Genomic DNA, 24,133 nt, shown 5'->3' with positions numbered 1-24,133 from the left:
GGTCACCTGGCCTGCAGGAGCAGCCCGAGGCAGACCCCGTAGACGACGTGGACGACAACCGTGACCAGCGGGGTCTGGATGCCGTAGTTGAGGGCGAACAGCCCGGGCGGCTCCAACACCGCCGTGCTGGCCGGCCCCGCCCGTTGCGAGGCCATCCGCGGGTGGACACCAGGAAGCAGCGGCAGAATCACCGTCAGCGCGATCCCGACGTGCACAATCCCCAACAGCCCCCCGATCCACCAGGTCGCGCGGTGCAACAGCGCGAACGTGGCCGCGTAGCCGAGGGCGAAACCCTGCCCGGCGCAGAGGTGGAGGAAGAACCCGACGACCCGGGCCCGGTCGGGATCCCCGGTGACGAAGGCCCCGAGCACCAGGGGAAGGTCGAGCCGGGTGAGACCGGCCAGTTGAGCGGTGATCATCGCCGCGGTGAGCGCCGCGGTGGCGACCAACCCGAACAACGCCCATCCGGCCCAGTCCATCTCAGCAGTCGTCGACGTCGCGGGCGTTCTCCGTCATCGGTCCACCCTCCGGTCGAACAGCGTGAAACCCGCGGCCCGGACCGGACACCCGCCTCGTCCGGCTTCGAGGGCCGCCCGGTTTCTCACCATAAGCCACCGGACCCGTCACGCTGACCTGCTCGCCCAGACGACCCTCGACTTGTTGGCACCAGGTGGCGAGCGCTCTTCGCACGAGCCGGGGTGCCGAGCCCAACCGGTCGTCAGCCGAGGACACCTCCGATGGGCGTCGCGTATACCGTCTCGACCGGCCGGATCACCTTGACCATCGAGGCGAGGTACTCCCGCGTCTCGGGATCCGTGGAGTAGACGATCGTGCCCTTCATCCCGCGGGTCAACAGCACCTTGTAAGTGTTTCGAATCAGCAGATCCGCCTCGGCGTCGCTGACCGACTTGCGATTACGGAACGCTGGATCCTTCGACTCGTCGCGTCGAGTCACCAGTTGGCCGTCCCGAGCAACCAGGTCCGGCCCGATGATGACGCCAGACCAGTCGTACTCGAAGCCCTGTGCCGTGTAGACGCAGCCCACCTGGCCGAAACCGTTCGGGTCGGTGGCCCAGAACGCGCTGCCTGGCGCGTCGCCGACGCTGCGGTCGCTCTTGACATTCCAGGGTCGCGACCAAGCGCCGAGCTGCACATCCGGCACCAGGCTGTCGTCCGGACGCGGATCGCTCCACGGCCAGCAGTAACCGGCGGACATCCTGGCGCTGACGCCCGGTGCCTGTTTGCTGGCGAGGAAGGCTTCCATCTCCTCCGGCGAATCGGCGAGACGCAGGTCGACCCTTCCGTCGCCGACCCAGACCGACGGCTCGCCGCCGTCGAGGTCGAGCAGGTCAACGACCCATTGCTCGTACGCCTCGCTGCCCCCGCAGCGGAACTGGCTGTGCAGCGAAACGACTTCGATATCAAGGTTGAGCTGCCTCGCGTACGACGAGATGACCTCGACATTTCCCAACTCGCCCGGCTTCACCACCTGGTGCTCGTCGAGCAGGAACACCGGAACCCGGGCCGCGGCGATAAGCTCGTCGATCTGGGAACGAGCTTTCTCCCGCTTAGCCTTCGGCGTGAACCGGTTGACGGAGTTCTCCCGGATGCGGTGTGCCTCGTCGCAGATCAGGACGTCCAGCCCGTTGCGTTCGGCGGACATGAAGCTGTTGAAGTATCCGAAGAGATTCTTCAGCCGGGTCGATCCCTTGCCGGCGTACCGACGCAACGTCTGGGTGAACGACCGCGAGCCCGTTGCATGCATGACGGACCGGTTCTGGCGCGCCAACTCACCGAGCACTGACAGTGCGATCACGCTCTTCCCACTGCCCGGTCCACCGGACACGACCACGACCGACTTGCGGTCCGCCGAGCGCGCCCGCTCCACGGCGTGCAGCACCAGCTCGTACGCCACACGCTGCTCGTCCAACAGCGTGAAGTGCGACCTGTCCTTCAGCTCCTGCGCGGCGTACCGCAGCAGATGCCGACTGGGCCGGACGGAACTGGAGAGGAAGCGGTCCGCCGCGCCAGCCCCTGACGTCGGTGCGAGGTGGGTGCGTAGGTAATCGAGAAACTCACCCCGCCGCTGCTTGGTGAAAATCCGGCTCTGCTCGGTCGCCTGGCGGTCGAACAGGTTGCTGATGTCTCGGTCGACCGCGTTGTGCAGGTACGCGACCCCACGGACCGGGTTTCGTTGACCGGCGAGGATGCCAAGGAAGTCGGTCAGGTACTCGCAATAGAGTCCGACTTGGACGCCAGGGTGAAGCCGTGGGCCACGAGCGTGCTGCACCGCCACCAGGTTTTCAGAGCCTTCGTAAGACTCGGCGTAGGACCATTGCTTCAACTCCAAGACGACGTAAGAGTCGTCGGTGGTCTTCGGGTCCGCCCCAGCGAGAATGACGTCCACCCGCTTGCTCGTCAGCGGCAACTGGTACTCCACCAACATCTCGACCTGACCCAGGCCGGCGTCGGCGAGATCCTGCCCCAGCACCTCAAGGCTCCGCGACCATGAGCGGCGTTCTGCCGGGCTCACTTTGCGACCGATCTGCTCCACGATTCGGTCTTCGAGGATGCCGGCGCCAGCCAAGCGCAACAGGCCATCGGCGGACGTACGGAACGCTGACAACACTTGCCCCCGGGCAGCACGAAGTGATCGTGCGCATGGGGGGCATGTCCGGCAGCCGCCGGAAGCCCGTCGTGACGCGCTTCTACGCCATGGACTGTAGCGAAGAGATCAACTCAGCGCCATGATGGAGTCGCCTTGGGCTACCGTTTTGCCGCCGAGCCGCGAGCCTGCTCAACCGGATAGCGGCGGGCCGAATCCTCGAGCTTCATCTGAGCTGCCTCTACCAGGTCGACGCCGAGCACGTCGGCGAGTCGAGTCAGATAGATCATCACGTCGCCGATCTCGGCTCTCACCCGGCTGCCCGCGTCCGGGTCGGACATGACGATTGCCGACTGCTCGGCCGTGAGCCACTGGAACTCGGCGATCAACTCACCGACCTCACCGGCGAGCGCCATGGCCAGGTTCTTGGGTGTGTGGAACTGCTGCCAGTCCCGCTCCTCTGCGAACGCCCGCACACGGCTCGTCAAGTCATCCATGGCTGGGAGCATCGCAGATGCCTGGTACAGCAGCCCGTGCTGCCGCCTACATGTCGGGGAGGCCGGGGGAATTCATGGCGGCTGTGAACAGAGCCAGGCGCGATGCTCGAAGCGAAGAGCCGGTCCGTCAATATGCTTGGAATCGCGTATGGCGACCAGGTCGGGGATGTCGGTCGCGACCTCGACGCAGGCGCCGCGACGGCAGCATCTATCCCGATCGGTGGCTGCTGGTCAGTGCCGACGGGAGTAGCGGACTCGTCGTGACCGATGAGGACGCCGCTGCCGACGGAGACCTCCGGGTCGTGCATGCTCTCGAGCCGATCTCGGGTGAACCGCAGCTCGCCGTGGTGCCACCGCCGGAGTGGGCGCGCGGCTAGCAGACCGTCGTACGGCCGGGGCCGTCTCCACCGGTCGGTTGACCGCTAGGCTGGCCCTCCCTGGTCTCCCACCTGGAGCAACGCCCATGTCCGACAGCGTCTTCGCGCAGTTCACCGCCGACGACGAGCAGCTCGAAGTCGGGCTGATCGTGCAGCCGGCGATCAACGCCGCCCTGGTGCACAACCGGGTGCCGTTGGTCCGCCACCTCACGCTCGTCAACCGAGGTGCGGTGCCGCTGACCGACGTCACCCTGACGCTGGAACTGCGAGGCCCGGACGGGGCGCTGACCGAGCCGTGGACGCGTACCTTCGCTGCGCCGTTGCGACCCGGGACCAGCACGAGCTGGGACGACTTCCGTGACTTCACGCCCGATCGCGTGCTCCTTTACCGCACCGACGAGGCGTTCCCGGTCGACTACACCCTCCGGGTGCAAGCGCAGGCGCAGACACTGCGGCTGGTCGCCCCGTCCAGAGTGCTGGCGCACAACGAATGGTTCAACAGCCCCGCCCTGTACGACAGCCTTGCGGCCTTCGTGCAGCCGAACACCCGGGCGGTGGAGGCGGTTCTGCGGGCTGCCGCCCAGCTCCTGCTCGCGCGGACCGGCTCGGGCTCCCTGCAAGGCTATCAGGAGGGTTCGGAGCGGGCGGCGCTGATCGCCGGCGCGGTGTACGAGGCGCTGCGCCAACTCGAGATCACCTACCAGACCCTACCGGCGTCGTTCGAGAACACCGGCCAGAAGGTGCGCACGACGGCGGCGGTGCTCGATGGTCGGCTCGGCAACTGCCTCGACCTGTCCGTTACATACGCCGCGTGTCTGGAGGCGGCGGGGCTGCACCCGCTCATCTTCATCAGCGCGGGGCATGCCTTCGGTGGCTTCCTGCTGGAGGAGGAACGGCTGGGCTCGGCCGCCGTGACCGAGACCAACCTGCTGATCTCGATGGTGGATTCCGGCCGGGCCGTGCCGGTCGAGCTGACCCGCATCGGGCCGGGCACGCAGTCGGCGACCTTCACCGAGGCGGTACGCGTCGGACTCGGCCACTTCCGCGGCGACGGTGAACGCATACAGGGCGTCGTCGACGTGCACCTGGCCCATCGCTCCGGCATTCAGCCCTTGCCGTCGCCCGACGAACTGATCGCGCCCGCCGCGGTCGACGCCGAGGCGACGCCGAAGATAACGGCGTCCCTCGACCTCCCGCCCGGCGTCGCCGCCGCGAAGCTGCGCCAGTTCGCCGACGAGGGCGAGGAGGTGCCGCAGCAGTCCGACGGGTCGCCGGCGCGCATCCAGCAGTGGAAGAAGTCGCTGCTCGACCTGAGCCTGCGTAACCCGCTGCTCAACCTGCCCAAGCGTGGCCGTGGCCTGGACCTGCACGTGCCGGCGGGTGCGCTGGCCCTGCTCGACGACCTCATCCACGATGGCCGTCAGGTGCAGGTCATCCCGCAGGACGACATCAGCCACGTTCACGAGCTGGCGGGGGCACGTCGGGCGCAGGATCTCGACGCCGAGATCCTGACCCGGGAGCTGCGTACCGACCGGCGGGTATACGGAGCGGTCACCGACGTCCGCTACAAGACCGCGATGCGCGCGTTGCAGCGTGAGGCGCGCACGATGGAGCAGGAGACCGGCAGCAACTACCTGTACCTGACCATCGGCACCCTGGTGCACACGAAGACGACCGGGGGAGAGGCGTACGCGCCGTTGTTCCTCCTACCGGTGCGCATCGAGGGCGGCAGCGGCCGTCGCCCGTACGCGATGGTCATCGACGGCACCGAGGTCGCCAGCCCGAACTACTGCCTGATCGAGTGGTTGCGGGTCAAGCACAGCGTGCGGATCCCGGAGCTGGAGCGACCGGTCCTCGACGAGCACGGCATCGACATCGCCAAGACCCTGGCCGCGATCAACACCGGGCTGCTCGACAACCGGCTCAACTACCGCATCGACGAGAGCGCCAGCCTTCGCCTGTTGCAGTTCTCCACCTTCCAGATGTGGCGGGACCTCACCGACCACTGGCCCCGGTTCATGGAGAACCCGGTCGTCCGGCACCTTGTCGAGTCCTCCGGCGCCACGTTCGACGATCCCGCCCGCCCGGAGCACGACGTCGAGATCGCCGTCGACGAGGCCGACCTGCACCTGCCCATCCCCGCCGACGGGTCGCAGATGCAGGCCATCGTGCGCGCCGAGCGGGGCCACTCCTTCGTCCTGGAGGGCCCGCCGGGCACCGGCAAGTCCCAGACCATCACCAACATGATCGCCCGGGCGGTCAGCGCGGGCCGGTCGGTGCTGTTCGTCGCCGAGAAGCAGGCCGCCCTGGAGGTGGTGAAGCGCCGCCTCAAGCAGATCGGCCTCGGCCCGTTCGCGCTCGACCTGCACGGGCGCAAGCAGTCCCTCAACGCGATCCGCCAGCAGCTGCGCGACGCGCTCGACCAGTACGACCAGGACGGCGACGGCACGTGGACCGCCGTCGAGACGGCCTACCGGACGCGGCTCGCCCCACTGACCGAGTACCCGGCCCAGGTGCACACCACCAACCCCGTCGGGATGTCGCTCTGGTCGGCCTACGAGCAGACCCTGGCGTACGGCGATGGCCCGGTCGCCCCGATCCCGGTGGCCTACCTGCACGCACCCGCCCCGGCACGCGCGCAGGTCGAGACGACAGTGCGGGAGTTCCCGGCGGCCGCACGATCGGCCCGACTTCGGGCCGCGCACCCGTGGGCGATCAGCGGCTGCCGCACCCTCGACGGGTTGCACGGCGCCGCGGTCACCGAGATCGCCGGTGAGCTCGAACGCCTCCGAGCCGACCTCGGCGCCCACCCGCGCCTGGTCGAGTTGCTGCGGACGCTGCCCGCCCCGGAGACCGTGAGCGAGCTGCAGGCGGGCGCCTGGCTCGCCGTACGCGGACTGCTGCCGGACCGGCAGACCACCCTGCATGCCAGCGACCGGCGGTGGGACGAGGCGGTGGCCCGGCTCCAGGCGGACCTGGCGGCCTTCCGGCAGGGCTTCGCCGGTGAGCTGACCACCTTCCGGCCGGACGTGTTCGCTCGACCGGAGCTGACCGCCTGGCACGGTGAGGCCCAGGAGGCGGCGAAGAAGCTGATCGGTAAGCGCAAGCGTCGGCAGGCCATCGTGGATCGGCTGGCGGTGCACCTGGTTGCCGGTGCGACGCTCGACGTCGAGCGGGTGGAGGTGGCCACCGGTCGGCTGGTGGCCGCCCAGGCGCAGGCGGCGGCCCTCTTCCAGCATGTCGTCGCGGTGGGCGGGCTGCGGCTGTCGCAGTGGCAGCCCACGGACCCGAACGCGCAGGAGCGGCTGACCGAGGCGATCGAGGCGACCCGCGTCGGCCGGACGCTCCTGGCCCGGCACCCGCACGCCTGGGAGCTGTTTCACGGCGGCTTCACCGATGTGGACGCTGTGCTCCTCGACCGGTTCGCCTCCCGGTGGCGGGCCTGGCGCGGGGTGTTGCGTTCCGGTGAGGCCGAGCTGGCACTGTGGGCCGACGGTTCGCACTGGACCGACGCCTGGCAGCGCGACGGCGCGGCCTGGCTGCACGAGGTGCAGAGCGAGGAGTTGTTCCCGCTGCGCCGATGGGCGACCGTCCTGACCCACGCCGACGTGCTCGCCTCGGCAGGTCTCACCGACTATCGGGACCAGCTGCTGCGCGCCGAGGTGCCCGCGCATCTCGCCGAGGAGGTCTACCGGCGGGGAGTCGCGACGGCGTCCCTCGCCGAGCGGGTACGGGCCGGCGGCCTGCAGTACTTCGACCCGGAACTGCACGACGACGAGATCAGCCAGTTCGAGGTGGCCGCCGGTGAGCTGCGGTCCGCGCTGCCGACGCAGCTGCCGTCGGTGCTGGTCCGCCGCCGCCCCTTCAGCCCGGCCGACCGGCGTGGTCGCTTCGCTGACTTCGCGGCCGAGCTGCGCCGTAAGCGGGGCGGGCGGTCCTTCCGGGAGCTGTTCGAGCAGTACGCGGATGCGGTGCTCGCACTGACCCCGTGCGTGCTGGTCAGCCCCGCGTCCGCGGCGAACTTCCTCGCGCCGGGAAGCCAACGCTTCGACCTGGTCATCTTTGACGAGGCCTCACAGATCCGCGTGGCGGAGGCGATCGGCGCGATGGGTCGGGGCAGCGCCGTGGTGGTGGTCGGCGACTCCCGGCAGATGCCGCCGAGCAGCATCATGCAGGCCAGCCACAGCGTCGACGAGGTCGACGAGGGTAACGGCCCGGTGCCGGAGGACCTGGAGAGCATTCTCAGCGAGGCCGTCGAGTCGGGACTGCCGCAACGGTGGCTGTCCTGGCACTACCGCAGTCATGACGAGTCACTCATCGCCTTCTCCAACCGCTACTACTACGACAACAAGCTCTCCAGCCTCCCGTCGCCCGGCGCCGCCAGCTCGGCGGGCGTCAGCTGGCGGCGCGTCGAAGGCCGGTACGACCGGGGCGGATCCCGCACCAACGAGGTCGAGGCACGGGCGATCCTCGCGGACATCACCCGGCGGTTGCACGACCCGGCGACCGCCACCCAGTCCGTCGGCGTGGTCACCTTCAACATCCAGCAGCGGGACCTCATCCTCAACCTGCTGGAGGAGAGCCCCGATCCGATCATCCGCGAGCACCTGTCCGGCGCGGTCGCGGAGCCGATCTTCGTCAAGAACCTGGAGAACGTGCAGGGCGACGAGCGCGACGTCGTCCTGTTCTCGCTGGCCTTCTCCACCAACCTGGAGACCGGCCAGCTCCCGCTGAACTTCGGCCCGCTCAGCCAGGCGGGCGGCGAGCGGCGGCTCAACGTGGCCATCACCCGCGCCCGCCGCCAGGTCGTCCTCTACTCGTCCTTCGACCCGTCCGACATCGACCTGTCCCGCACGTCCGCGCTGGGCACCCAGCACCTGCGGGCGTACTGCGAGATGGCCGCCGCCGGCGCGGAGCGCCTGGGCGACCTCGCCACCGACCGCACCGAGCGGCGCAGCCGGATCCGCGACGAGGTGGCCGCGGCGCTGCGCGACCGCGGCCACGAGGTCCGTACCTCGCACGGCCTCTCCGACTTCACAGTGGACATCGCCGTACGCAGACCAGGCTCACCACTGTGGCAGGTGGCCGTCATGCTCGACGGCCCGGACTGGAGCGCACGCCCGACGGTGGCCGACCGGGACTCGGCGCCCACGCTCCTCCGCTCGATCATGGGTTGGCCGGAGGTCGTGCGGTTCTGGCTGCCGGCGTGGATCCACGACCGATCGGCGTTGCTCGACCGGGTCGACGAAGCGGTCACCCGGGCCGCCGCCCCCACGACCGCCGAACCCGAGCCCGAGTCGTCACCGGTCGCAGCGGCGCCCGAAGCCGTCGAACTGCCGCAGCCGCGCTCCGAAACAGAAGTGGAACCGCCGCACTCGACACCGAGCGCCGAGTTGCCGCAGCCGCGCCTCGCGGTGGACGAGGAGCCGCTCCGGGGCGAATCGTCGGCACCCGTCATCGCACTGGCCGCCACGACCACGGCGACCTCGGACGCAGACACCATCACGGTGAGCCCATTCGTTCCGTACGCCCCGACCTCGCTCGGGGACCAGGCCGACCTCGACCTCCTGGCCACCGACCCGCGCGTACGTGACCTGGTGCGGAACGCGCTCCGCGAGATCATCGAGGCTGAGGGGCCCATCGAGCAGCACCGGCTCGCACGCCTCGCCCTCGCCCGGTTCGGTTTCCTCCGAACCCGGGAGGACCGCCGTACCGCCGTGCTGTCGCTCGTCGACTCCCGCCGGCTCTACACGCACCCGACAGTGAGCCGGTACGCCTGGCCCGAAGGCACCGACCCGCAGACGTACCGCGCGTACCGGGTCACGCAGGCGAGCAACGACCGCGCGTTCGAGGAAGTGCCACCCGAGGAGGTGGCCAACGCCTTCGTACACGTGCTTCAGGGCATGCCGAGCATGGACGAGGAACGGTTGCTGCGCGCCGGCCTGGAACGGCTCGGCTACCGTCGCCGCACCGAGAAAATCGACAAGCTACTCCGGTACGGGCTGCACGTCGCCGTGACCAGCGGACGCCTCCGCTTCGACCAGGAGGGCCGCCTCACCCGAGGCTGACCAGAGTCACCACTCATATCGGTAACAGGCGTCACCTGAGTCAGTCGCGGCAGAATGAGCGAGGTCTGGGCCGCTTCAGCCGAGGCCGTGCTCGTCGGGTCGGGTGTTGAGGACCCAGGCGAGCGGCATGGTCGCACGGGCGACGTACTGATCGCCCTCGAGACGGTGCATGGTGACGGTCTGCGCTGCGTCCTGGTCGACCACCCAGTATTGCGGGATGCTCGCGGCGGCGTACTCACTGCGCTTTGTCACTGTGTCGACACCCTCGGAGCCGGGCGAAACGATCTCGATAACAAGGAGCACGTCGGCGACCGGCAGCCACACACCGTCGGCCTGAGCCTTGCTCCACACGACCAGGTCCGGGATGCGTCCGCCGACGCCGCCGTCACGGCCCGGTATGCGTAGCCCGACTGCCTGGGCGATGTGTTCCGCTGGGACACCGCCCTGAGCGAGCCACACCATGAGCCGGGTCGCGATGATCGCGTGGTTGTAGCCCGGCGGCGGCATGATCGAGACGACTCCCTCGGGGCTGATTTCGTACCGGTGGTTCTCGTCTGCGGCCATCATCGCCGTCAGGTCATCGAGCGTCACGACCGGGGGCATGTACCTGCCAACCGCCTCTGAGCTCATGGGCGCATCCTACCGGTTCGCGGGCCAGCACCTGCGGTGATGGGACCGTGCAGCGTCAGCGCCTACCAGGATTGCTCGATCCGGGGAACCCGGCTGAATAAGTTGCATCCACCAGTTCCTGAAGATGGCGGATGACGTCGACCTTGTGCTCGGTCTCCGGCAGTTGCCGTTCTCCAGCCGTCACCAGGTCGTTCCGCCAATGGCTGACAATCTCCCGCTGTGCTGCCGCGGGCAGGTCGTCGATCCACAACGACCCGAGGTTGTTGTCGACGATCTCCTGCAGGTGGTTGGCGGTCTGCCTGTCTGATAGGCGGGAGATCAGGAACTCCAGCGTCCAGTCGAACAACCCTCCGGTTGCGGTCCAGTCGACGCCGGGTTTGAGCACGATGAGGCCAGCCATTATTTCCCCACGGTGAATACTCTCGGACCGAGGCTCCGGTCCGTAATGAACTGCTCGATACGGGCCACCTGTTGCGGGGTGAACTTCGCGACGTCCACCGGCACCAGGTCTGCTTTGTCTAAGTGTCGCTCAATCTGATACTGCAGTTGTGGCCACTGCCGGTCAAAGAACTGGGCCGGAAAGTTGCCAACCGCATCGTAGGTCCGTCCGGCCTCGTCGACCCAGTCGGCAGAGGAGTCTGCCTGTGCGCGCTGCAGCCTCACGCCCAATTCCTGCTCCAAACGGACCGCCGTCTCCGCCTCGCCCGGACGAAACCTTCCGGTGGCTGGATCCATGCCGAGATCGTGGACTCGTTGCTGCTCCGTCACCGCATGGCCGGGGGTCTCGCGAGGCGGCTCAGGCTCTGGTGTGTTCCGGCTCGGTGGAGATTCACCTCTCTGGAGTCGACCCAGTGCCTGCTTGAGTTTCTCGATCAGGTCGCCGAGTCGGCGTATCTCCGGGATCAACCGCCGCAGGCTGGCCAGCAACCCTCGCAGCAGCCGCGCGATCCGCGCCGCCCACGACGCCACCAGGGTCGTGACCTGCTCCACGACCAGCGGCGCGGCCAGTCCGCCGGTGACGACGAGTTCGCCCGCGTACACGATGAGACGGGACACGCAGGTGGCGATGGCGTCGCGGACCAGGAGCCGGACGGCGGCCACCAGGCCGGCGGCGCCTTCGGTGATCGCGGCCATGGTGTCGGCGCCCTGGGCGAGGCCGGTGATGGCCTGCTGTTGTTCGGCGGCCCAGGCGCGGTAGGCGGGGCCGGCGCTGCCACCCCACCCGGCGACGTCGGTGCGGACGGCGCGGGTCAGCGCGCCGGCTTCCTCGCGGAGCGATGCGGCGACGTTGCGCCAGGTCTGGGCGTGAGCGGTGATCTGCGCCGGGTCGCCGGCGAGCCAGTCCAGCGCCTCAGTGAGCGGCTTGACGTGCTCGATGAGCCAGGCGATCCCGTACTGGAGCAGGGCGCCGACCGGGTCGGAGACGAAGGCGAGGGCGTCCAAGCCGGCGCTCACCACGCCGAGGCTGCCGTCGATCCAACTGCCGTTGCGTACGCCCTGGGCGATGAGTTCGATGTCCTCGCAGATCCAGATGCCCGCCCATGCGCTGGGTGGGGTGTCCGCTGCGGCGGCGACGAGCGGGTTGGACGTCACGGCTGCCGCCGCACCTCATCGAGGCGCTGCTGCCGTACTCCGTCGAGCAGTTGCTTCGCGTGGGCGTCGGAGCTTCGGTAGCGGTCCGCTCCGACCCGCAGCTTGCCGGCTGTGTCCCGCACCGACGCGGCGGCGGCGCCGATGCCGTCGACCAGGGTCCGCTGGAGGCCGTCGAGCAGTGTCGGCATCAGCGCGCAGAGCTGGCCGTACGCATCGGCGCCCAACCGGACGTGTTGGCCTGCCTGCCCGGCGGTGTCGAGGCTGCCGGCGCAGCGGTCGAGGCGGGCGGCGTGGGCGGTCAGGTCGTCCGGGTCGACGTGGATGCCGTCACCGGTCGGCATCGCTCGAACCCTCATCACCAGCCAGCCGGCTGCGGTACGACTCGATGATGGCCTTGGCGCTCGCGTCGTCGCCGAGGAACTCCACTGTCAGTTCGCGGACCTGGCGTAGCAGGTCGGTGCGCGCGGCTCGGGTGGTCTCCAGGATCTGCTGGGCGGTGCGCGCCGCGGGTTGCTGCCGGATGCGTTCGTCGAGCCACAGGCCGATCAGCAGGCCGGAGCATTCGACGGTGACGTCGACCGTCCGGTCGTTGTTGTGGGCGGTGCCGGTCAGCTCCTGCATCCTCGCCGAGAGCGTCTTCGCCCGTGCCGCCCGTTCGGCGAGCGACGACTCCCACTCGTCGAGCCGGTGTCCGGCCGCGTCGAGCGCAGCGTCGTCCGCCCACATGTCGACCCTCCCCAGGGGACCACCGCCGACGACAGCCAGCGTGATCACCCGCACGTTACCAACTGGTGGCGCTCCGTGTATGCCCCGCGCCCGACCCCGTGCTCGTATCGGCCGGCCGCCATGTGCCCCAATCCGGACCACGCGACGATCAGGTCAACGAAGATTGTCTCCGTGACGAGCGACAACCCGCACCGGGGATGGACCAGCCGAACCGCCTGGGAGGGTCGGTTCAACGCTCCGCTGCGCTCGTTCCTGCGCACCGAGACCGGCGGCGCCCGGGTGGTGCTGGTCGCCGCGGTGGCGGCGCTCGTGTGGGCCAACGTGCACGTGTCGTCGTACGAGTCGGTGTGGGGCACCTCGCTCTCGGTCCGGCTCGGCGACTGGTCCCTCTCGCACGACCTGCGTACCTGGGTCAACAGCGGGCTCATGACCTTCTTCTTCCTGGTCGCGGGGCTGGAACTGCGCCGGGAGTTCGACATCGGCGAGCTGCGCGAGCGGCGTCGACTGGCGTTGCCGATGCTGGCCGGTTTCGGCGGCATGCTCCTGCCGATCGCGATCTATCTCGCGTTCAACGTCGGGCAGAGCACCGCCGCCGGCTGGGGAGTGGTGATGGCCACGGACACGGCGCTCGCGCTCGGCGCGCTGGCCGTCTTCGGGCCACGCTTCTCGGATCGGCTGCGGGGGTTCCTGCTGACCGTCGCCGTCGTCGACGACGTGGTCGCGATCGCGGTGCTGGCAATCGCGTACCCGCATCATCCCTCGCTGTCGGCGCTGCTCGTCGCGGTGGGGATCTTCGGCGTCGTCCTGCTCGTCCGGGCACTGGGTGTGCGGTTCGGGCCGGTCTACGCGCTGCTGGGGGCGGCGGCCTGGGTCGCGGTCTCGGAGTCCGGTGTCGACCCGGTCGTGGTGGGTCTGGTGATGGGGTTGCTGACCTACGCCTACGCTCCCGGCCGCGACGACCTGCAGCGGGCGAGCGACCAGTTCCGCCTCTTCCGGGAACAGCCCACCCCGCAACTGGCCCGGATGGCCCGAGCCGGGCTCACCTCTGCGCTGTCGCCGAACGAGCGGCTGCAGACCATCTACCACCCGTGGGCGAGCTATGTGGTCGTGCCGCTCTTCGCGCTGGCCAACGCCGGAATCGTGATCAACGGGGATCTTCTCGCCAGGGCGGTGGTCTCCCCGGTCACGCTCGGCGTCGTGGTCGCCTACGTCGTCGGCAAGCCGGCCGGGATCGTGGGTGCCTCCTGGCTGGTGGCCCGGCTCAGCGGCAACCGGTTCCGACCACCGGTCGGCTGGGTCGCCGTCGTGGGGGTCGGCACGATCTCCGGCATCGGGTTCACCGTCGCGCTCCTCATCGCCACCCATGCCCTCAGCGGTCCCGCCCTGGATGAGGCGAAGCTCGGCATCCTCGTCGCGACACTGGGGGCGTCCCTCGTCACCTGGCTGGTGTTCCGCTCGGTCGGGCGACTGTCGCCGGCACGGCGGGCGCGCGCGCTGCTCGGTGTCGCCGAGGGGATCGTCGACCTGATGCTGCCGGTCGACCCGGAGCGCGACCACATGCGCGGGTCGCTCGACGCGCCGGTGACTGTCGTGGAGTACGGCGACTTCGAGTGCCCCTACTGCGGGCAGGCCGAGCCGGTGGTCCGGGAACTGCTCGCCGACTTCGCCAACGTCCGGTACGTCTGGCGGCACCTGCCGCTCACCGACGTCCACCCGCACGCCCAACTCGCCGCCGAAGCTGCCGAGGCGGCGGGCGAGCAGGGGGCGTTCTGGGAGATGCACGACCTGCTGCTCGCCCACCAGGACGCCCTCAACCCCGACGACGTGCTCGGCTATGCCGAACAACTCGGCCTGGACGTCGACCAGTTCCGGGAGCACATGGTCAAGCGGATGGGTGTCGACCGGGTCGCCGAGGACACCGACTCCGCCGACCTCAGTGGCGTCACGGGCACCCCGACCTTCTTCATCAACGGCCGGCGGCACTACGGCGCGTACGACATCACGGCGCTCTCGGCGGCGGTGAAGGCGGCGTTCGCCAGCGCGAAGCTGCGCCCCGAGTACCACCCCCGGGAACCCGGGCCCGCCGATGGTGGGCCGGCGAGCTGACGGGGGTCGAGGCGGGGGAGTGTCGGCCGGCAGCGCACCAACCCTCCTGCCCGCCGCCACCTGATGCGGGCGTTTAGGGCCGATGCCGCACCTCCGCCAAGGTCAAGACCCATGCTGTACGGGTGACACGCTCCGGTTCCACGTCCGGCGCCGTACGGGTCGCGTTCGCCTTCTGGATCACGCTCGTGGGCACCACCGTGCCGACCCCGCTCTACCCGCTCTACGAGATGCAGTTCGGCTTCTCGTCGTTGACGGTGACAGTGGTCTACGCGTTGTACGCGCTGGGCGTGGTCGTCGGGCTGCTGGTCTTCGGGCGGCTCTCCGACCAGATCGGCCGACGTCCGGTCATCCTCGCCGCACTGCTGCTCTCCGTCGCCGCGGACGCCGTCTTCCTGTTCGCCGTGGACCTGGCGATGATCATCGTCGGTCGGATCCTCGCCGGTCTGTCCGCAGCGCTGATCATCGGTGCGGCGACCGCGGCGCTGGCGGAGTTGATCGACCGGCGGCATCCGAAACGAGCCGCCACCGTGTCGATCTTCGCGAACCTGGGCGGTCTCGCCACCGGCACCCTGCTGGCCGGGATCGTGTCGGACGTGGCGCCCGACCCGCTGCGGCTGCCCTGGGTCATCGTGCTGATCCTCGCGGTGCTGGCGATCATCGCGTTGCGGGGCGTGCCGGAGACGGTCCGCGAGCGCTCACCGGTGACCCTGCGGGTGCAACGGTTGCACGTGCCCGCGGCCATTCGCGGCGCCTTCGTCCGCTCGGCGATCACCGCCGGTGCGGGCTTCGCCGCGCTCGGGGTGCTCACGTCGGTAACTGGGCTCTTCCTCGGCATGGTCCTGCACGAGACCTCGCACACCCTGGCCGCGCTGGTGGTCTTCGTGGCCTTCGCCGGTGCCGCGTTCGGTCAGCTGCTGACCCGCGTGCTGTCCTCGCGCGCCGCGCTGGCCAGCGCCTGCGTCGGCCTGATCGTGGGAGCCGGCCTGCTCGCGTTCAGCATGTGGATGGCGCTGCTGGCGACGCTGTTCGTCAGTGCGGCGCTCATCGGGGTCGCGTCCGGGGTGGCGGTCGGCGACGGCATCGCGACGATCACCATGAAGACCGAGCCGCAGCACCAGGCCGAGGCGGTGTCGACGTTCTTCGCCATCCTGTTCGCCATGCTGGGCGTGCCCGCGGTCGGGGTCGGTCTGCTGATCCAGACGATCGGTCTGCGCCCCGCCGGCGAGGTCTTCAGCGCGGTGGTGGCGGTGCTCGCGGTCGTCGTCCTGCTCAGCCTCCTGCGGCGTGACCCGGCCCCGCCGGCGACCCGGTCCGCGCCCTGAGCTGACGACGAAAGGCTGGCCGCTGGCCGCCCGGTCGGCGGGAGATGTCAGCGGTCTTCTGGGCTGCCGAAAGCCATTCACGGAGGTCTTGCGGCGGTCATCGTATACAACATACGCTCCCCAAATCGCCCACCTGAGGAGCTCTCCATGACGAACCTCTCCGCCAGCGAAACGCGCCTGCCCCGCCCCCGCGTGCTCCGGGCCGCAGTGGCGGCGGCCGCCGCTGTCTGCACGATCGTTGCCTGCTCACCGGTGTCGAACAGCGGCGGCGACACGCCCGGAGACAACCAGTCGGCCGGCCAGGATTCCTTCGGCACGCCGGCAGACCCCGCCGCCGTGAAGCAGGGCGGCAAGTTGGAAATCGCCCTCTCCGCAGAGCCCGACGCGCTGGACCCGACACTGTCGAGAAGCCTCTACTCCCGCTACGTCTTCCAGGCGATGTGCCAGAAGCTCTACGACGTCGACGAGAAGGCGCAGGTCGTACCGCAGCTCGCGACCGCGCTGCCCACCACGAGCGGCGACGGCCGGACGGTGACCATCCCGCTGCGCCCGGGCGTGCGCTTCGCGGACGGGACGCCGTTCGACTCGGCCGCGGTGAAGGCCACCCTGCAACGCCACCTCACCAACGCCCGGTCGGCGCGCAAGAGCGAACTCGGGCCCATCGACGGCGTCGACACCCCGGACGCGCAGACCGTCGTCCTTCGACTGAAGCAGCCGTTCGCGCCGCTGCTCGGTGCCCTCGCCGACCGCGCCGGCATGATCATGAGTGCACAGGCGTTGCGGAGCCTGGGTGACGACTTCGCCTCCGCGCCGGTCTGCGTCGGCCCCTTCAAGTTCGCCAAGCGGGTGCCACAGAACTCGATCGAGGTGGTGAAGGACCCGAACTACTACGACGCGAGCAAGGTGCACCTCGACAGCATCTCGTGGCGAATCCTCACCGACGCGAGCATCCGTGCCGCCAACCTGCGCTCCGGCGACGTGCAGGTCGCCGACAGCGTCTCCACCCAGGACTTCGCGGCCCTGCGCCAGGACGCCGCGGTCTCGGTCCTGCAGTCGCAGTCGCTCGGCTACCAGGGTCTGACGATCAACATCGGCAACGTCGACGGCATCGGAACGGCACCCAAACCCATCAACCGTCCGCTCGCGCAGAACGCCAAGGTACGGCAGGCCTTCGAGCACGCCATCGACCGCAAGGCTCTGGTCGACGCGGTGTTCAACGGTCTGCACGCCGTCGCCTGCTCACCGATCTCGCCCGCGAGCGCGTTCTCGTCCCCCGAAGCGCAGACCTGCCCGGCGCACGACCCCGCCAAGGCCAAGCAGTTGCTGGCGGAGGCGGGTGTGCAGACGCCGTACACGGTGACGATGCTGGCCTCGAACACGCCCGACACGCTGCGTCTCGCGCAGGCGCTCCAGTCGATGGTCAAGGACGGCGGGTTCGACCTGAAGATCAACCCGGTGGAATACTCGTCGCTCCTCGACGAGCAGGACCGCGGCAACTTCGAGCTGCTGCAACTCGGCTGGAGCGGGCGGATCGACCCGGACGCCAACATCACGAACTTCGTCGGCACCAAGGCGAGCCAGAACGTCGCCGGCTACAGCAACCCGCAGCTCGACACCCTGCTGACCCAGGCCCGCCAGGCCGGCGACGTCGAGGAGCGCAAGAAGCTGTACGGGCAGGCGGTCACGCTGCTCCAGCAGGACGACGCCCTGATCTACCTCTACCGGCAGCGCAACCTGACCGCCGTGAGCAAGCAGCTCCAGGGCCTGCAGGTCTTCCCGGACGGTGTGCTCCGGGCGGCCTTCGCCGGCTTCGCCAAGTAGGTCACAGTGGCCCGCTACCTGCTCACCCGCGCCTGGCAGTCGGCGTTGACACTGCTGTTGTCGACGATCGTGGTCTTCGTCGGCGTGCGGGCCCTGCCCGGTGACCCGGCCCTCGCGCTGGCCGGGGAGGACCGCTCGCCGGAGGCGCTGGAGGCCATCCGTCGGCACTACGGGTTGGACCAGCCGCTGCCGGTCCAGTTCGCGCAGTACGTGGAGCGCATGGCGCAGGGCGACTTCGGGGTGTCGATCCGCACCGGTACGCCGGTGTCGTCGATGCTCACGACCGCCCTGCCGGTGACCGTCGAGCTGTCCGTCCTGGCGATCCTCATCGCCTCGGCGCTCGGGGTCGGCGCGGGCGTGCTCGCGGCGGTGCGTCGTGGGCGGCCCGCGGAGTGGCTCGCCAACGGACTGGCCCTGGTGGGCCTGTCGGTGCCGCACTTCTGGCTCGGGCTGCTCGCGATCCTCTACCTGTCCGTGGCGACCGGGCTGTTCCCCGCCTCCGGCTTCGTGCCGATCCTGGAGGATCCCGTGGACAACCTGCACCACATCGTCCTGCCGGCGGTGATCCTCGGCACCGGTCTCGCCGCCATCATCATGCGGCAGACCCGGTCGGCGATGCTGGACTCGCTCTCCTCCGACTACGTGCGCACGGCCAAGGCGAAGGGCCTGCGACCCCGCGCCGTCATCACCCGGCACGCACTGCGCAACAGCCTCATCGTGGTGGTCACCGTCGTGGGTCTCCAGCTCGGCGGCCTGATCTCGGGCGCGGTCGTCACCGAGCAGATCTTCGGGCTGCCGGGCTTCGGCAAGATGACCATCGACGCGGTGTTCCAACGGGACTACCCGGTGATCCAGGCCGTCGTCCTGCTCACCGCGACGGCCTACATCGTGATCAACTTTTTCGTCGACCTGCTCTACTCGGTCATCGACCCCCGCATCAGGGTGACGGGAGATCCGGCATGACCGTCCTCACCGTGCCGATGGCGGAGACCTCGGTCAGCGTCACCCGGCGCGCACGGGTGCTGCGACGGTTGCGCCGCAACCCACTCGCCGTGGTGAGCTTCGTCGTGCTCGCGCTGGCGGCGGCCACCGCGCTGCTCTCGCCGTGGATCGCGCCCTACTCCGTCGACCAGACCGACTTCGCCCGTACGTTCGCACCGCCCGGCACCTCCGGGCACGTGCTCGGCACCGACGACCTCGGCCGGGACGTCCTCTCCCGCATCATGCTCGGCGCGCGGGCGTCGTTGCAGGTGGGGCTCCTGGCGGTCGCCACCTCCCTGGTCATCGGGGTGCCACTCGGGCTCGCGGCCGGCTACTTCCGGGCCTGGGACGCCGTGATCTCGCGCTTCACCGACCTGCTTCTCGCGTTCCCGTTCCTGATCATGGCGGTGGGGCTGGCGGCCATCCGGGGCGCCAGCCTCGGCAACGCGGCGGTGGCCATCGGCATCGCCCAGATCCCCGGGGTGATCCGGGTCGTCCGGTCGGACACACTGCGCCTCAAGTCGCTGGATTTCGTCGCGGCGGCCGTGGTCGACGGGGCGAGCGACCTGTGGGTGCTGGCCCGGCACATCCTGCCGAACGCGACGTCGGTGATCCTGGTGCAGGCCACCGTCGCGATCCCGGCCGCGATCCTCGGCGAGGCGGTGCTGTCCTTCCTCGGCCTCGGCATCCAACCCCCGGCGCCCAGCCTGGGCACCATGCTGGCCACCGCCCAGCAGTTCGCCGCCCGGGCACCGTGGGCCGCCGTCCTTCCCGGTGTCGTGATCATGGGCTTGGCGCTGGCGTTCAATGTCTTCGGTGACGCCCTGCGCGACGCCCTCGACCCGAAGGGAGACCGCCGATGACCACGGCCCCCGCGGGCACTGCCGCGCCCGTCCTGGCGATCCGCGACCTCTCGGTGTCGTTCCCGACCGAGACCGGCACCGTTTCGGCGGTGGACGGGGTGAGCCTGGACCTCGCCTCCGGGGAGATCGTCGGGATGGTGGGCGAGTCCGGGTGCGGCAAGAGCGTCACCGCGATGAGCATCGCCGGCCTGCTGCCCGGCAGCGCCCGGGTCACCGGCTCGGTACGCCTCGACGGCACCGAACTGGTCGGTGCCCGCGAGTCGGCGCTGCGCCGGGTACGCGGCCAGGAGATCGCCTACATCTTCCAGGAGCCGATGACGTCCTTGAACCCGGTGCTCACCGTCGGGCGGCAGATCGGGGAGGTGCTCCAGATCCACGAACGGATGTCCCGACGAGCCGCGCGGGCTCGGGCCGTGGAGCTGCTGACGCTGGTCGGGATTCCGTCCGCGGCGCAGCGGGTCGACACCTACCCGCACCAGCTCTCCGGCGGCATGCGCCAGCGCGTGATGATCGCGATGGCGGTGGCCTGCGGCCCGAAGGTGCTGGTGGCCGACGAGCCGACCACGGCGTTGGACGTCACCGTCCAGGCCGGCATCCTCCAGGTGCTGCGGGACCTGCGCGACCGGCTCGGCACGAGCATCCTCATCATCACGCACGACCTCGGCGTGATCGCCGACATCGCGGACCGCGTCGTCGTCATGTACGCGGGACGGGTGGTGGAGCGGGCACCGGTCGACGACCTGTTCGCACGCCCCAGGCACCGGTACACGGCCGGGCTCCTGTCGGCGTCACCGCAGCCGGGCCGGCACGCCGGCACGGACCGGTTGACCGAGATCCCCGGGCTGGTGCCCGTCCTGTCGACCCAACCCGACGCGTGCACCTTCGCGGACCGGTGCCCGGCCGCCGACGCGACGTGCCGCGACTCCGCCCCGCCTCTGGAGGGCGTCGGTGGCACGGACCACGTGGCGGCCTGCTGGCACCCCTGCACAACGGCACCGACGGCACCCCAGGAGGCGACCCGATGACGCCGCAGCCCAACGCCCTGGAGATCGAGGACCTGGTGATGCACTTCGGCCCGGTCCGCGCCGTGGACGGGGTGTCCCTGACGATCCCGAGGGGCCGGGTCACCGCCCTGGTGGGGGAGAGCGGCTCCGGGAAGTCGACAGTGGGTCGATGCGTGGTGCGGCTCGTCGAGCCGACCGCCGGGACGGTCCGGATCGCCGGGACGGACGTCACGCACCTGTCCCGACGGCGACTACGCCCCCATCGCGGCGCGGTGTCGATCGTCTTTCAGGACCCGGCCGGGTCCCTGGACCCGCGCATGCTGGTGGGCGACATCGTGGCCGAGCCGCTGCGGCTGGCCGGCAAACGGATCTCCCGGCGCGACCGGGACGCCCGCGTCGCCCTCCAACTCGAACGGGTGGGCCTGCGCGCCGAGGTGGCACGCCGCTACCCCCACGAGCTGTCCGGCGGGCAACGCCAACGGGTCAGCATCGCCCGGGCACTGATCTCCGAGCCCATGCTGCTCATCGCCGACGAACCCACCAGCGCACTCGACGTGTCCGTGCAGGCGTCGGTGCTCAACCTCCTCGCCGACCTGCAACGTGACATCGGGTTCGCCTGCCTGTTCATCACCCACGACCTGTCCGCTGTCGAGTACCTGGCCGACGACATCGCCGTCATGTACCTGGGCCAACTCGTCGAGCAGGGCAGCCGCGAGCGGATCTTCGCCCGGCCCGCCCACCCGTACACGCAGGCGCTGCTGTCCGCCGCGCCGGTGGCCGACCCGGTGCGCCAACGCGAGCGTCAGCCGGTGCTGCTCGGCGACGACCTGCCGTCCGCGCTCGACCCGCCGTCCGGCTGCCGGTTCCGGACCCGGTGCCCGCTCGCGTTCGACAGGTGCGCGACGGAGGTGCCGGCGCGGACGGCCATCGGCGACGGCATGGCCGCGTGCCACCTGGTCCGGCCCGACGGCACCGGCCCCGACGTTCGCACCGCAGATCCCAGTGAGGTGTTGTCATGACGTTCACCACCCGACCCACGCTCCAGGGCACCTTCGGCATGGTGTCCTCGACGCACTGGCTCGCCAGCCAGGCGGCGATGGGAATCCTCGAACGCGGGGGCAACGCCTTCGACGCCGCGGTCACCGCCGGATTCGTCCTGCACGTCGTCGAGCCGCACCTGAACGGGCCGGGCGGCGAGGTGCCGGCCATCGTGGCCACCGCGGCGGACCCGACGCCGAAGGTGCTGTGCGGGCAGGGGCCCGCGCCGGCCGGTGCCACCATCGCGCACTTCCGGTCGCTCGGCATGGACCTCATCCCGGGGGCCGGGCCGCTCGCGGCGGCCGTACCCGGCGCGGTGGACGCCTGGCTCCTGCTGCTGCGCGAGCACGGCACGCTCACCCTCGCCGAGGTGCTGGAGCCGGCGATCGGCTACGCCGGCGCCGGACACCCGCTGGTGGGCCGGGTCGGCGACACCGTGGCGGCCGTGCGGTCGCTGTTCGAGGAACACTGGCCCACCTCCGCCGCGCTCTGGCTGCGCGGCGGCCGGCCACCCGCCGCCGGGGAGATGGTCACCAACCCGGCGTACGCGGGCACCCTGCGCAGGCTGGTCGAGGCGGGCCAGGCGGCCGGCGCGGACCGGGAGGCGCAGATCGAGGCCGCGCGTCGCGCCTGGAGTACGGGTTTCGTCGCCGAGGCGATCGACACGTTCAGCCGCCAGCCGTTCCAGGACTCCAGCGGTCGCCCGAACGCCGGGCTGATCACCGGTGACGACCTGGCCGCGTACTCGGCGACCTGGGAGGCGCCCGCCACCCTCGACTGGCACGGCTACTCGGTGGCGAAGACCGGTTTCTGGGGTCAGGGCCCGGTGCTGCTGGAGTCACTGGCCACCCTCGACGCGCTCGACGACCCCACCGCGTACGACCCGTCGACCGCCCGGGGCGTGCACGCCCAGGTCGAGGCGCTCAAGCTCGCCTTCGCCGACCGGGAGGCCTGGTACGGCGACGACGTCGAGGTGCCCGCCAAGGCGCTGCTCTCCCGGGAGTACGCCCGGGAGCGGGCGGCCCTGATCGGTGACCGCGCCTCGGCGCATTTGCGGCCGGGGCGTCCCGACGGGGCGCAGCCACGGCTGGCTGCCCACGTCCGACCCGGCGCCACCCGTCGTGCCGACCCGACGGATGCGACGACGGGGGAACCGACAGTGCAGGCGGACGGCGTGACCCGGGGCGACACCTGCCACGTGGACGTGGTCGACCGCTGGGGCAACATGATCTCCGCTACCCCCAGTGGTGGCTGGTTGCAGAGCTCGCCCACCATCCCGGAACTCGGCTTTCCGCTGGGTAGCCGGTTGCAGATGTTCTGGCTGGAGGAGGGGCTGGCCTCGTCGTTGGCCCCCGGCCGTCGGCCGCGTACGACGCTGAGCCCGACGATGGTGCACCGCGACGGGGAGCCGGTGCTGGCCTGCGGGACGCCCGGCGGCGACCAGCAGGACCAGTGGCAGTTGCCGTTCCTGTTGCGGCACCTCGTCGGCGGCCAGTCCCTCCAGGAGGGGATCGACGCGCCGGCGTGGCACACGCTCAGCCTGCCGGGGTCGTTCTACCCACGGGACATGGAACCCGGTGTCCTGGTGGTGGAGGACCGGTTCGACGACGACGTGATGGCCGCTCTGCGGGCGTACGGGCACGAGGTGCGGGTCACCGACTCGTGGAGCCTCGGTCGGCTCTGCGCGGTGAGCCGCGACCCGGCGACGGGCGTGCTCTCCGCCGGGGCGAACCCCCGGGGGATGCAGGGCTACGCGTGCGGGCGTTAGGGCCTGGCGTAGCCACCCTCGGCGTTCTCGTGGGCCGCGGCGGACGCCGCGTCGAGGTGGTCGAGCGCGGCCCGCTCGGCGCGGTCGCCGTCGCCTGACTCGATGGCGTCGACGAGCTGGATGTGCTCGGCCCACGAGTGTGGTGCGCGTTCGGCCGCCCCGAGCCGGAAGATCCACTGGACATGGAGGTAGAGCGACTTGGCGATCGACGACAGCCAGGGGTTTCCGCTGACCTGGAGGATGCGCAGGTGCAGGGTGCTGTTCAGCTCGGCGACCCGGGCCAGGTCCTGTCGCTGCGTCGCCTCGCGTCCCTCGTCCAGCAGGGCACGCAGGGCCACCACGTCCGCGGCGGTCGCCCGCTCGGCGGCCAGCCGGGCGGCCAGCGTCTCCAGGCGTACGCGGACGGCGAACATGTCGTCGATGGCGCCGCTGCTCGGTGAGGCGACGACCGCTCCCCGGCGGGGGAGGATCACGACGAAGCCTTCCGCCTCGGCGACGCGCAGGGCCTCCCGGACGGGGTTGCGGGAGACGCCGAAGTCCTCCGCCAGCCGGTCCTCGGTGAGCCGTTCACCGGGTAGGTAGTTGCCGTCGATGATGGCGGTGCGCAGGGCGGCGAGGACCTGATCGCGTAGCGGCAGGTGTTGCGCGCCGAGCTTGTCCCGCAGATCTTCAGCCACCTGGTTGCCTCTCCGTGAACATGTCCGGACAAAGTGTATACGAAGAACAATCCCTGG

19 protein-coding genes are annotated in these 24,133 nt (G+C 70.2%); 9 read left to right on the top strand and 10 right to left on the bottom strand.

Annotated features, from left to right (window positions below):
• Positions 1-2: 2 nt before the first annotated feature.
• The 4 genes from AC3CF1_RS06140 to AC3CF1_RS06125 all read right to left on the bottom strand — a co-directional run bounded on the left by AC3CF1_RS06140 (position 3) and on the right by AC3CF1_RS06125 (position 3,252).
• Positions 3-479: a hypothetical protein gene (locus AC3CF1_RS06140; protein WP_488449780.1), complete on the bottom strand. Its 477-nt coding sequence runs from the start codon at positions 477-479 to the stop codon at positions 3-5.
• Positions 480-718: 239 nt separating this feature from the next.
• Positions 719-2,554, bottom strand: a complete 1,836-nt coding sequence (locus AC3CF1_RS06135; protein ID WP_488449779.1) for a DNA/RNA helicase domain-containing protein — start codon at positions 2,552-2,554, stop codon at positions 719-721.
• A 212-nt stretch (positions 2,555-2,766) separates the two neighbouring features.
• A complete protein-coding gene (locus AC3CF1_RS06130) occupies positions 2,767-3,102 on the bottom strand; it encodes a nucleotide pyrophosphohydrolase (protein ID WP_141909869.1) in 336 nt (111 codons plus the stop codon).
• Positions 3,103-3,174: 72 nt separating this feature from the next.
• Complete coding sequence (locus tag AC3CF1_RS06125) at positions 3,175-3,252, bottom strand: DUF397 domain-containing protein (RefSeq protein ID WP_488452044.1); 78 nt, start codon at positions 3,250-3,252, stop codon at positions 3,175-3,177.
• Between the two features lie 313 nt (positions 3,253-3,565).
• On the opposite strand from AC3CF1_RS06125, the gene proA reads away from it, so the two are divergent.
• Positions 3,566-9,547 (top strand): anti-phage protein ProA, encoded by a 5,982-nt coding sequence (proA, locus tag AC3CF1_RS06120; protein WP_488449778.1) that lies wholly within the window; start codon positions 3,566-3,568, stop codon positions 9,545-9,547.
• 75 nt (positions 9,548-9,622) lie between these two features.
• Here the strand turns inward: proA and AC3CF1_RS06115 are convergent, their stop codons facing one another.
• Genes AC3CF1_RS06115 through AC3CF1_RS06095 form a run of 5 tightly spaced genes read right to left on the bottom strand, consistent with a single transcriptional unit; the run spans position 9,623 to position 12,496 of the window.
• Positions 9,623-10,177: a Uma2 family endonuclease gene (locus AC3CF1_RS06115; protein ID WP_328373951.1), complete on the bottom strand. Its 555-nt coding sequence runs from the start codon at positions 10,175-10,177 to the stop codon at positions 9,623-9,625.
• Positions 10,178-10,232: 55 nt separating this feature from the next.
• Positions 10,233-10,577: a hypothetical protein gene (locus tag AC3CF1_RS06110; RefSeq protein ID WP_488449777.1), complete on the bottom strand. Its 345-nt coding sequence runs from the start codon at positions 10,575-10,577 to the stop codon at positions 10,233-10,235.
• Positions 10,577-11,770, bottom strand: a complete 1,194-nt coding sequence (locus tag AC3CF1_RS06105; RefSeq protein ID WP_488449776.1) for a WXG100-like domain-containing protein — start codon at positions 11,768-11,770, stop codon at positions 10,577-10,579. The genes AC3CF1_RS06110 and AC3CF1_RS06105 overlap by 1 nt, the downstream gene beginning before the upstream one ends.
• The gene (locus tag AC3CF1_RS06100) at positions 11,767-12,111 is read right to left on the bottom strand and encodes a type VII secretion target (protein ID WP_355159655.1); all 345 of its coding nucleotides are present in this window, start codon (positions 12,109-12,111) and stop codon (positions 11,767-11,769) included. The genes AC3CF1_RS06105 and AC3CF1_RS06100 overlap by 4 nt, the downstream gene beginning before the upstream one ends.
• Entirely contained in the window at positions 12,098-12,496 is a 399-nt protein-coding gene (locus tag AC3CF1_RS06095; RefSeq protein WP_088951823.1) for a YbaB/EbfC family nucleoid-associated protein, read from the bottom strand. The genes AC3CF1_RS06100 and AC3CF1_RS06095 overlap by 14 nt, the downstream gene beginning before the upstream one ends.
• A gap of 171 nt (positions 12,497-12,667) precedes the next feature.
• Between AC3CF1_RS06095 and nhaA the strand changes: the two genes are divergently transcribed.
• The 8 genes from nhaA to AC3CF1_RS06055 all read left to right on the top strand — a co-directional run bounded on the left by nhaA (position 12,668) and on the right by AC3CF1_RS06055 (position 23,399).
• A complete protein-coding gene (nhaA, locus tag AC3CF1_RS06090; protein WP_488449775.1) occupies positions 12,668-14,602 on the top strand; it encodes a Na+/H+ antiporter NhaA in 1,935 nt (644 codons plus the stop codon).
• Positions 14,603-14,724: 122 nt separating this feature from the next.
• Positions 14,725-15,924 carry an MFS transporter gene (locus AC3CF1_RS06085; RefSeq protein WP_488449774.1) on the top strand — a complete coding sequence of 400 codons (1,200 nt, stop codon included), beginning with the start codon at positions 14,725-14,727 and terminating at the stop codon, positions 15,922-15,924.
• Between the two features lie 147 nt (positions 15,925-16,071).
• Entirely contained in the window at positions 16,072-17,745 is a 1,674-nt protein-coding gene (locus tag AC3CF1_RS06080; protein WP_488449773.1) for an ABC transporter substrate-binding protein, read from the top strand.
• A gap of 6 nt (positions 17,746-17,751) precedes the next feature.
• Positions 17,752-18,708 (top strand): ABC transporter permease, encoded by a 957-nt coding sequence (locus tag AC3CF1_RS06075; protein ID WP_088948703.1) that lies wholly within the window; start codon positions 17,752-17,754, stop codon positions 18,706-18,708.
• The gene (locus tag AC3CF1_RS06070) at positions 18,705-19,589 is read left to right on the top strand and encodes an ABC transporter permease (protein WP_088948702.1); all 885 of its coding nucleotides are present in this window, start codon (positions 18,705-18,707) and stop codon (positions 19,587-19,589) included. Before AC3CF1_RS06075 ends, AC3CF1_RS06070 begins: the two co-directional genes overlap by 4 nt.
• Positions 19,586-20,614, top strand: a complete 1,029-nt coding sequence (locus tag AC3CF1_RS06065; RefSeq protein WP_488449772.1) for an ABC transporter ATP-binding protein — start codon at positions 19,586-19,588, stop codon at positions 20,612-20,614. The genes AC3CF1_RS06070 and AC3CF1_RS06065 overlap by 4 nt, the downstream gene beginning before the upstream one ends.
• Positions 20,611-21,612 carry an ABC transporter ATP-binding protein gene (locus AC3CF1_RS06060; protein ID WP_488449771.1) on the top strand — a complete coding sequence of 334 codons (1,002 nt, stop codon included), beginning with the start codon at positions 20,611-20,613 and terminating at the stop codon, positions 21,610-21,612. Before AC3CF1_RS06065 ends, AC3CF1_RS06060 begins: the two co-directional genes overlap by 4 nt.
• Positions 21,609-23,399 carry a gamma-glutamyltransferase family protein gene (locus AC3CF1_RS06055; RefSeq protein ID WP_488449770.1) on the top strand — a complete coding sequence of 597 codons (1,791 nt, stop codon included), beginning with the start codon at positions 21,609-21,611 and terminating at the stop codon, positions 23,397-23,399. Before AC3CF1_RS06060 ends, AC3CF1_RS06055 begins: the two co-directional genes overlap by 4 nt.
• On the opposite strand, the gene AC3CF1_RS06050 is transcribed toward AC3CF1_RS06055, so the two are convergent.
• The gene (locus tag AC3CF1_RS06050; protein WP_354980758.1) at positions 23,396-24,076 is read right to left on the bottom strand and encodes a GntR family transcriptional regulator; all 681 of its coding nucleotides are present in this window, start codon (positions 24,074-24,076) and stop codon (positions 23,396-23,398) included. The two genes, AC3CF1_RS06055 and AC3CF1_RS06050, sit on opposite strands and share 4 nt — an antisense overlap.
• Positions 24,077-24,133 lie beyond the last annotated feature (57 nt).

Source organism: Micromonospora sp. MGP-C2, assembly GCF_057766525.1.
The sequence above is the reverse complement of the archived record's forward strand: the minus strand, read 5'-3'. Positions and strand labels throughout refer to the sequence as shown.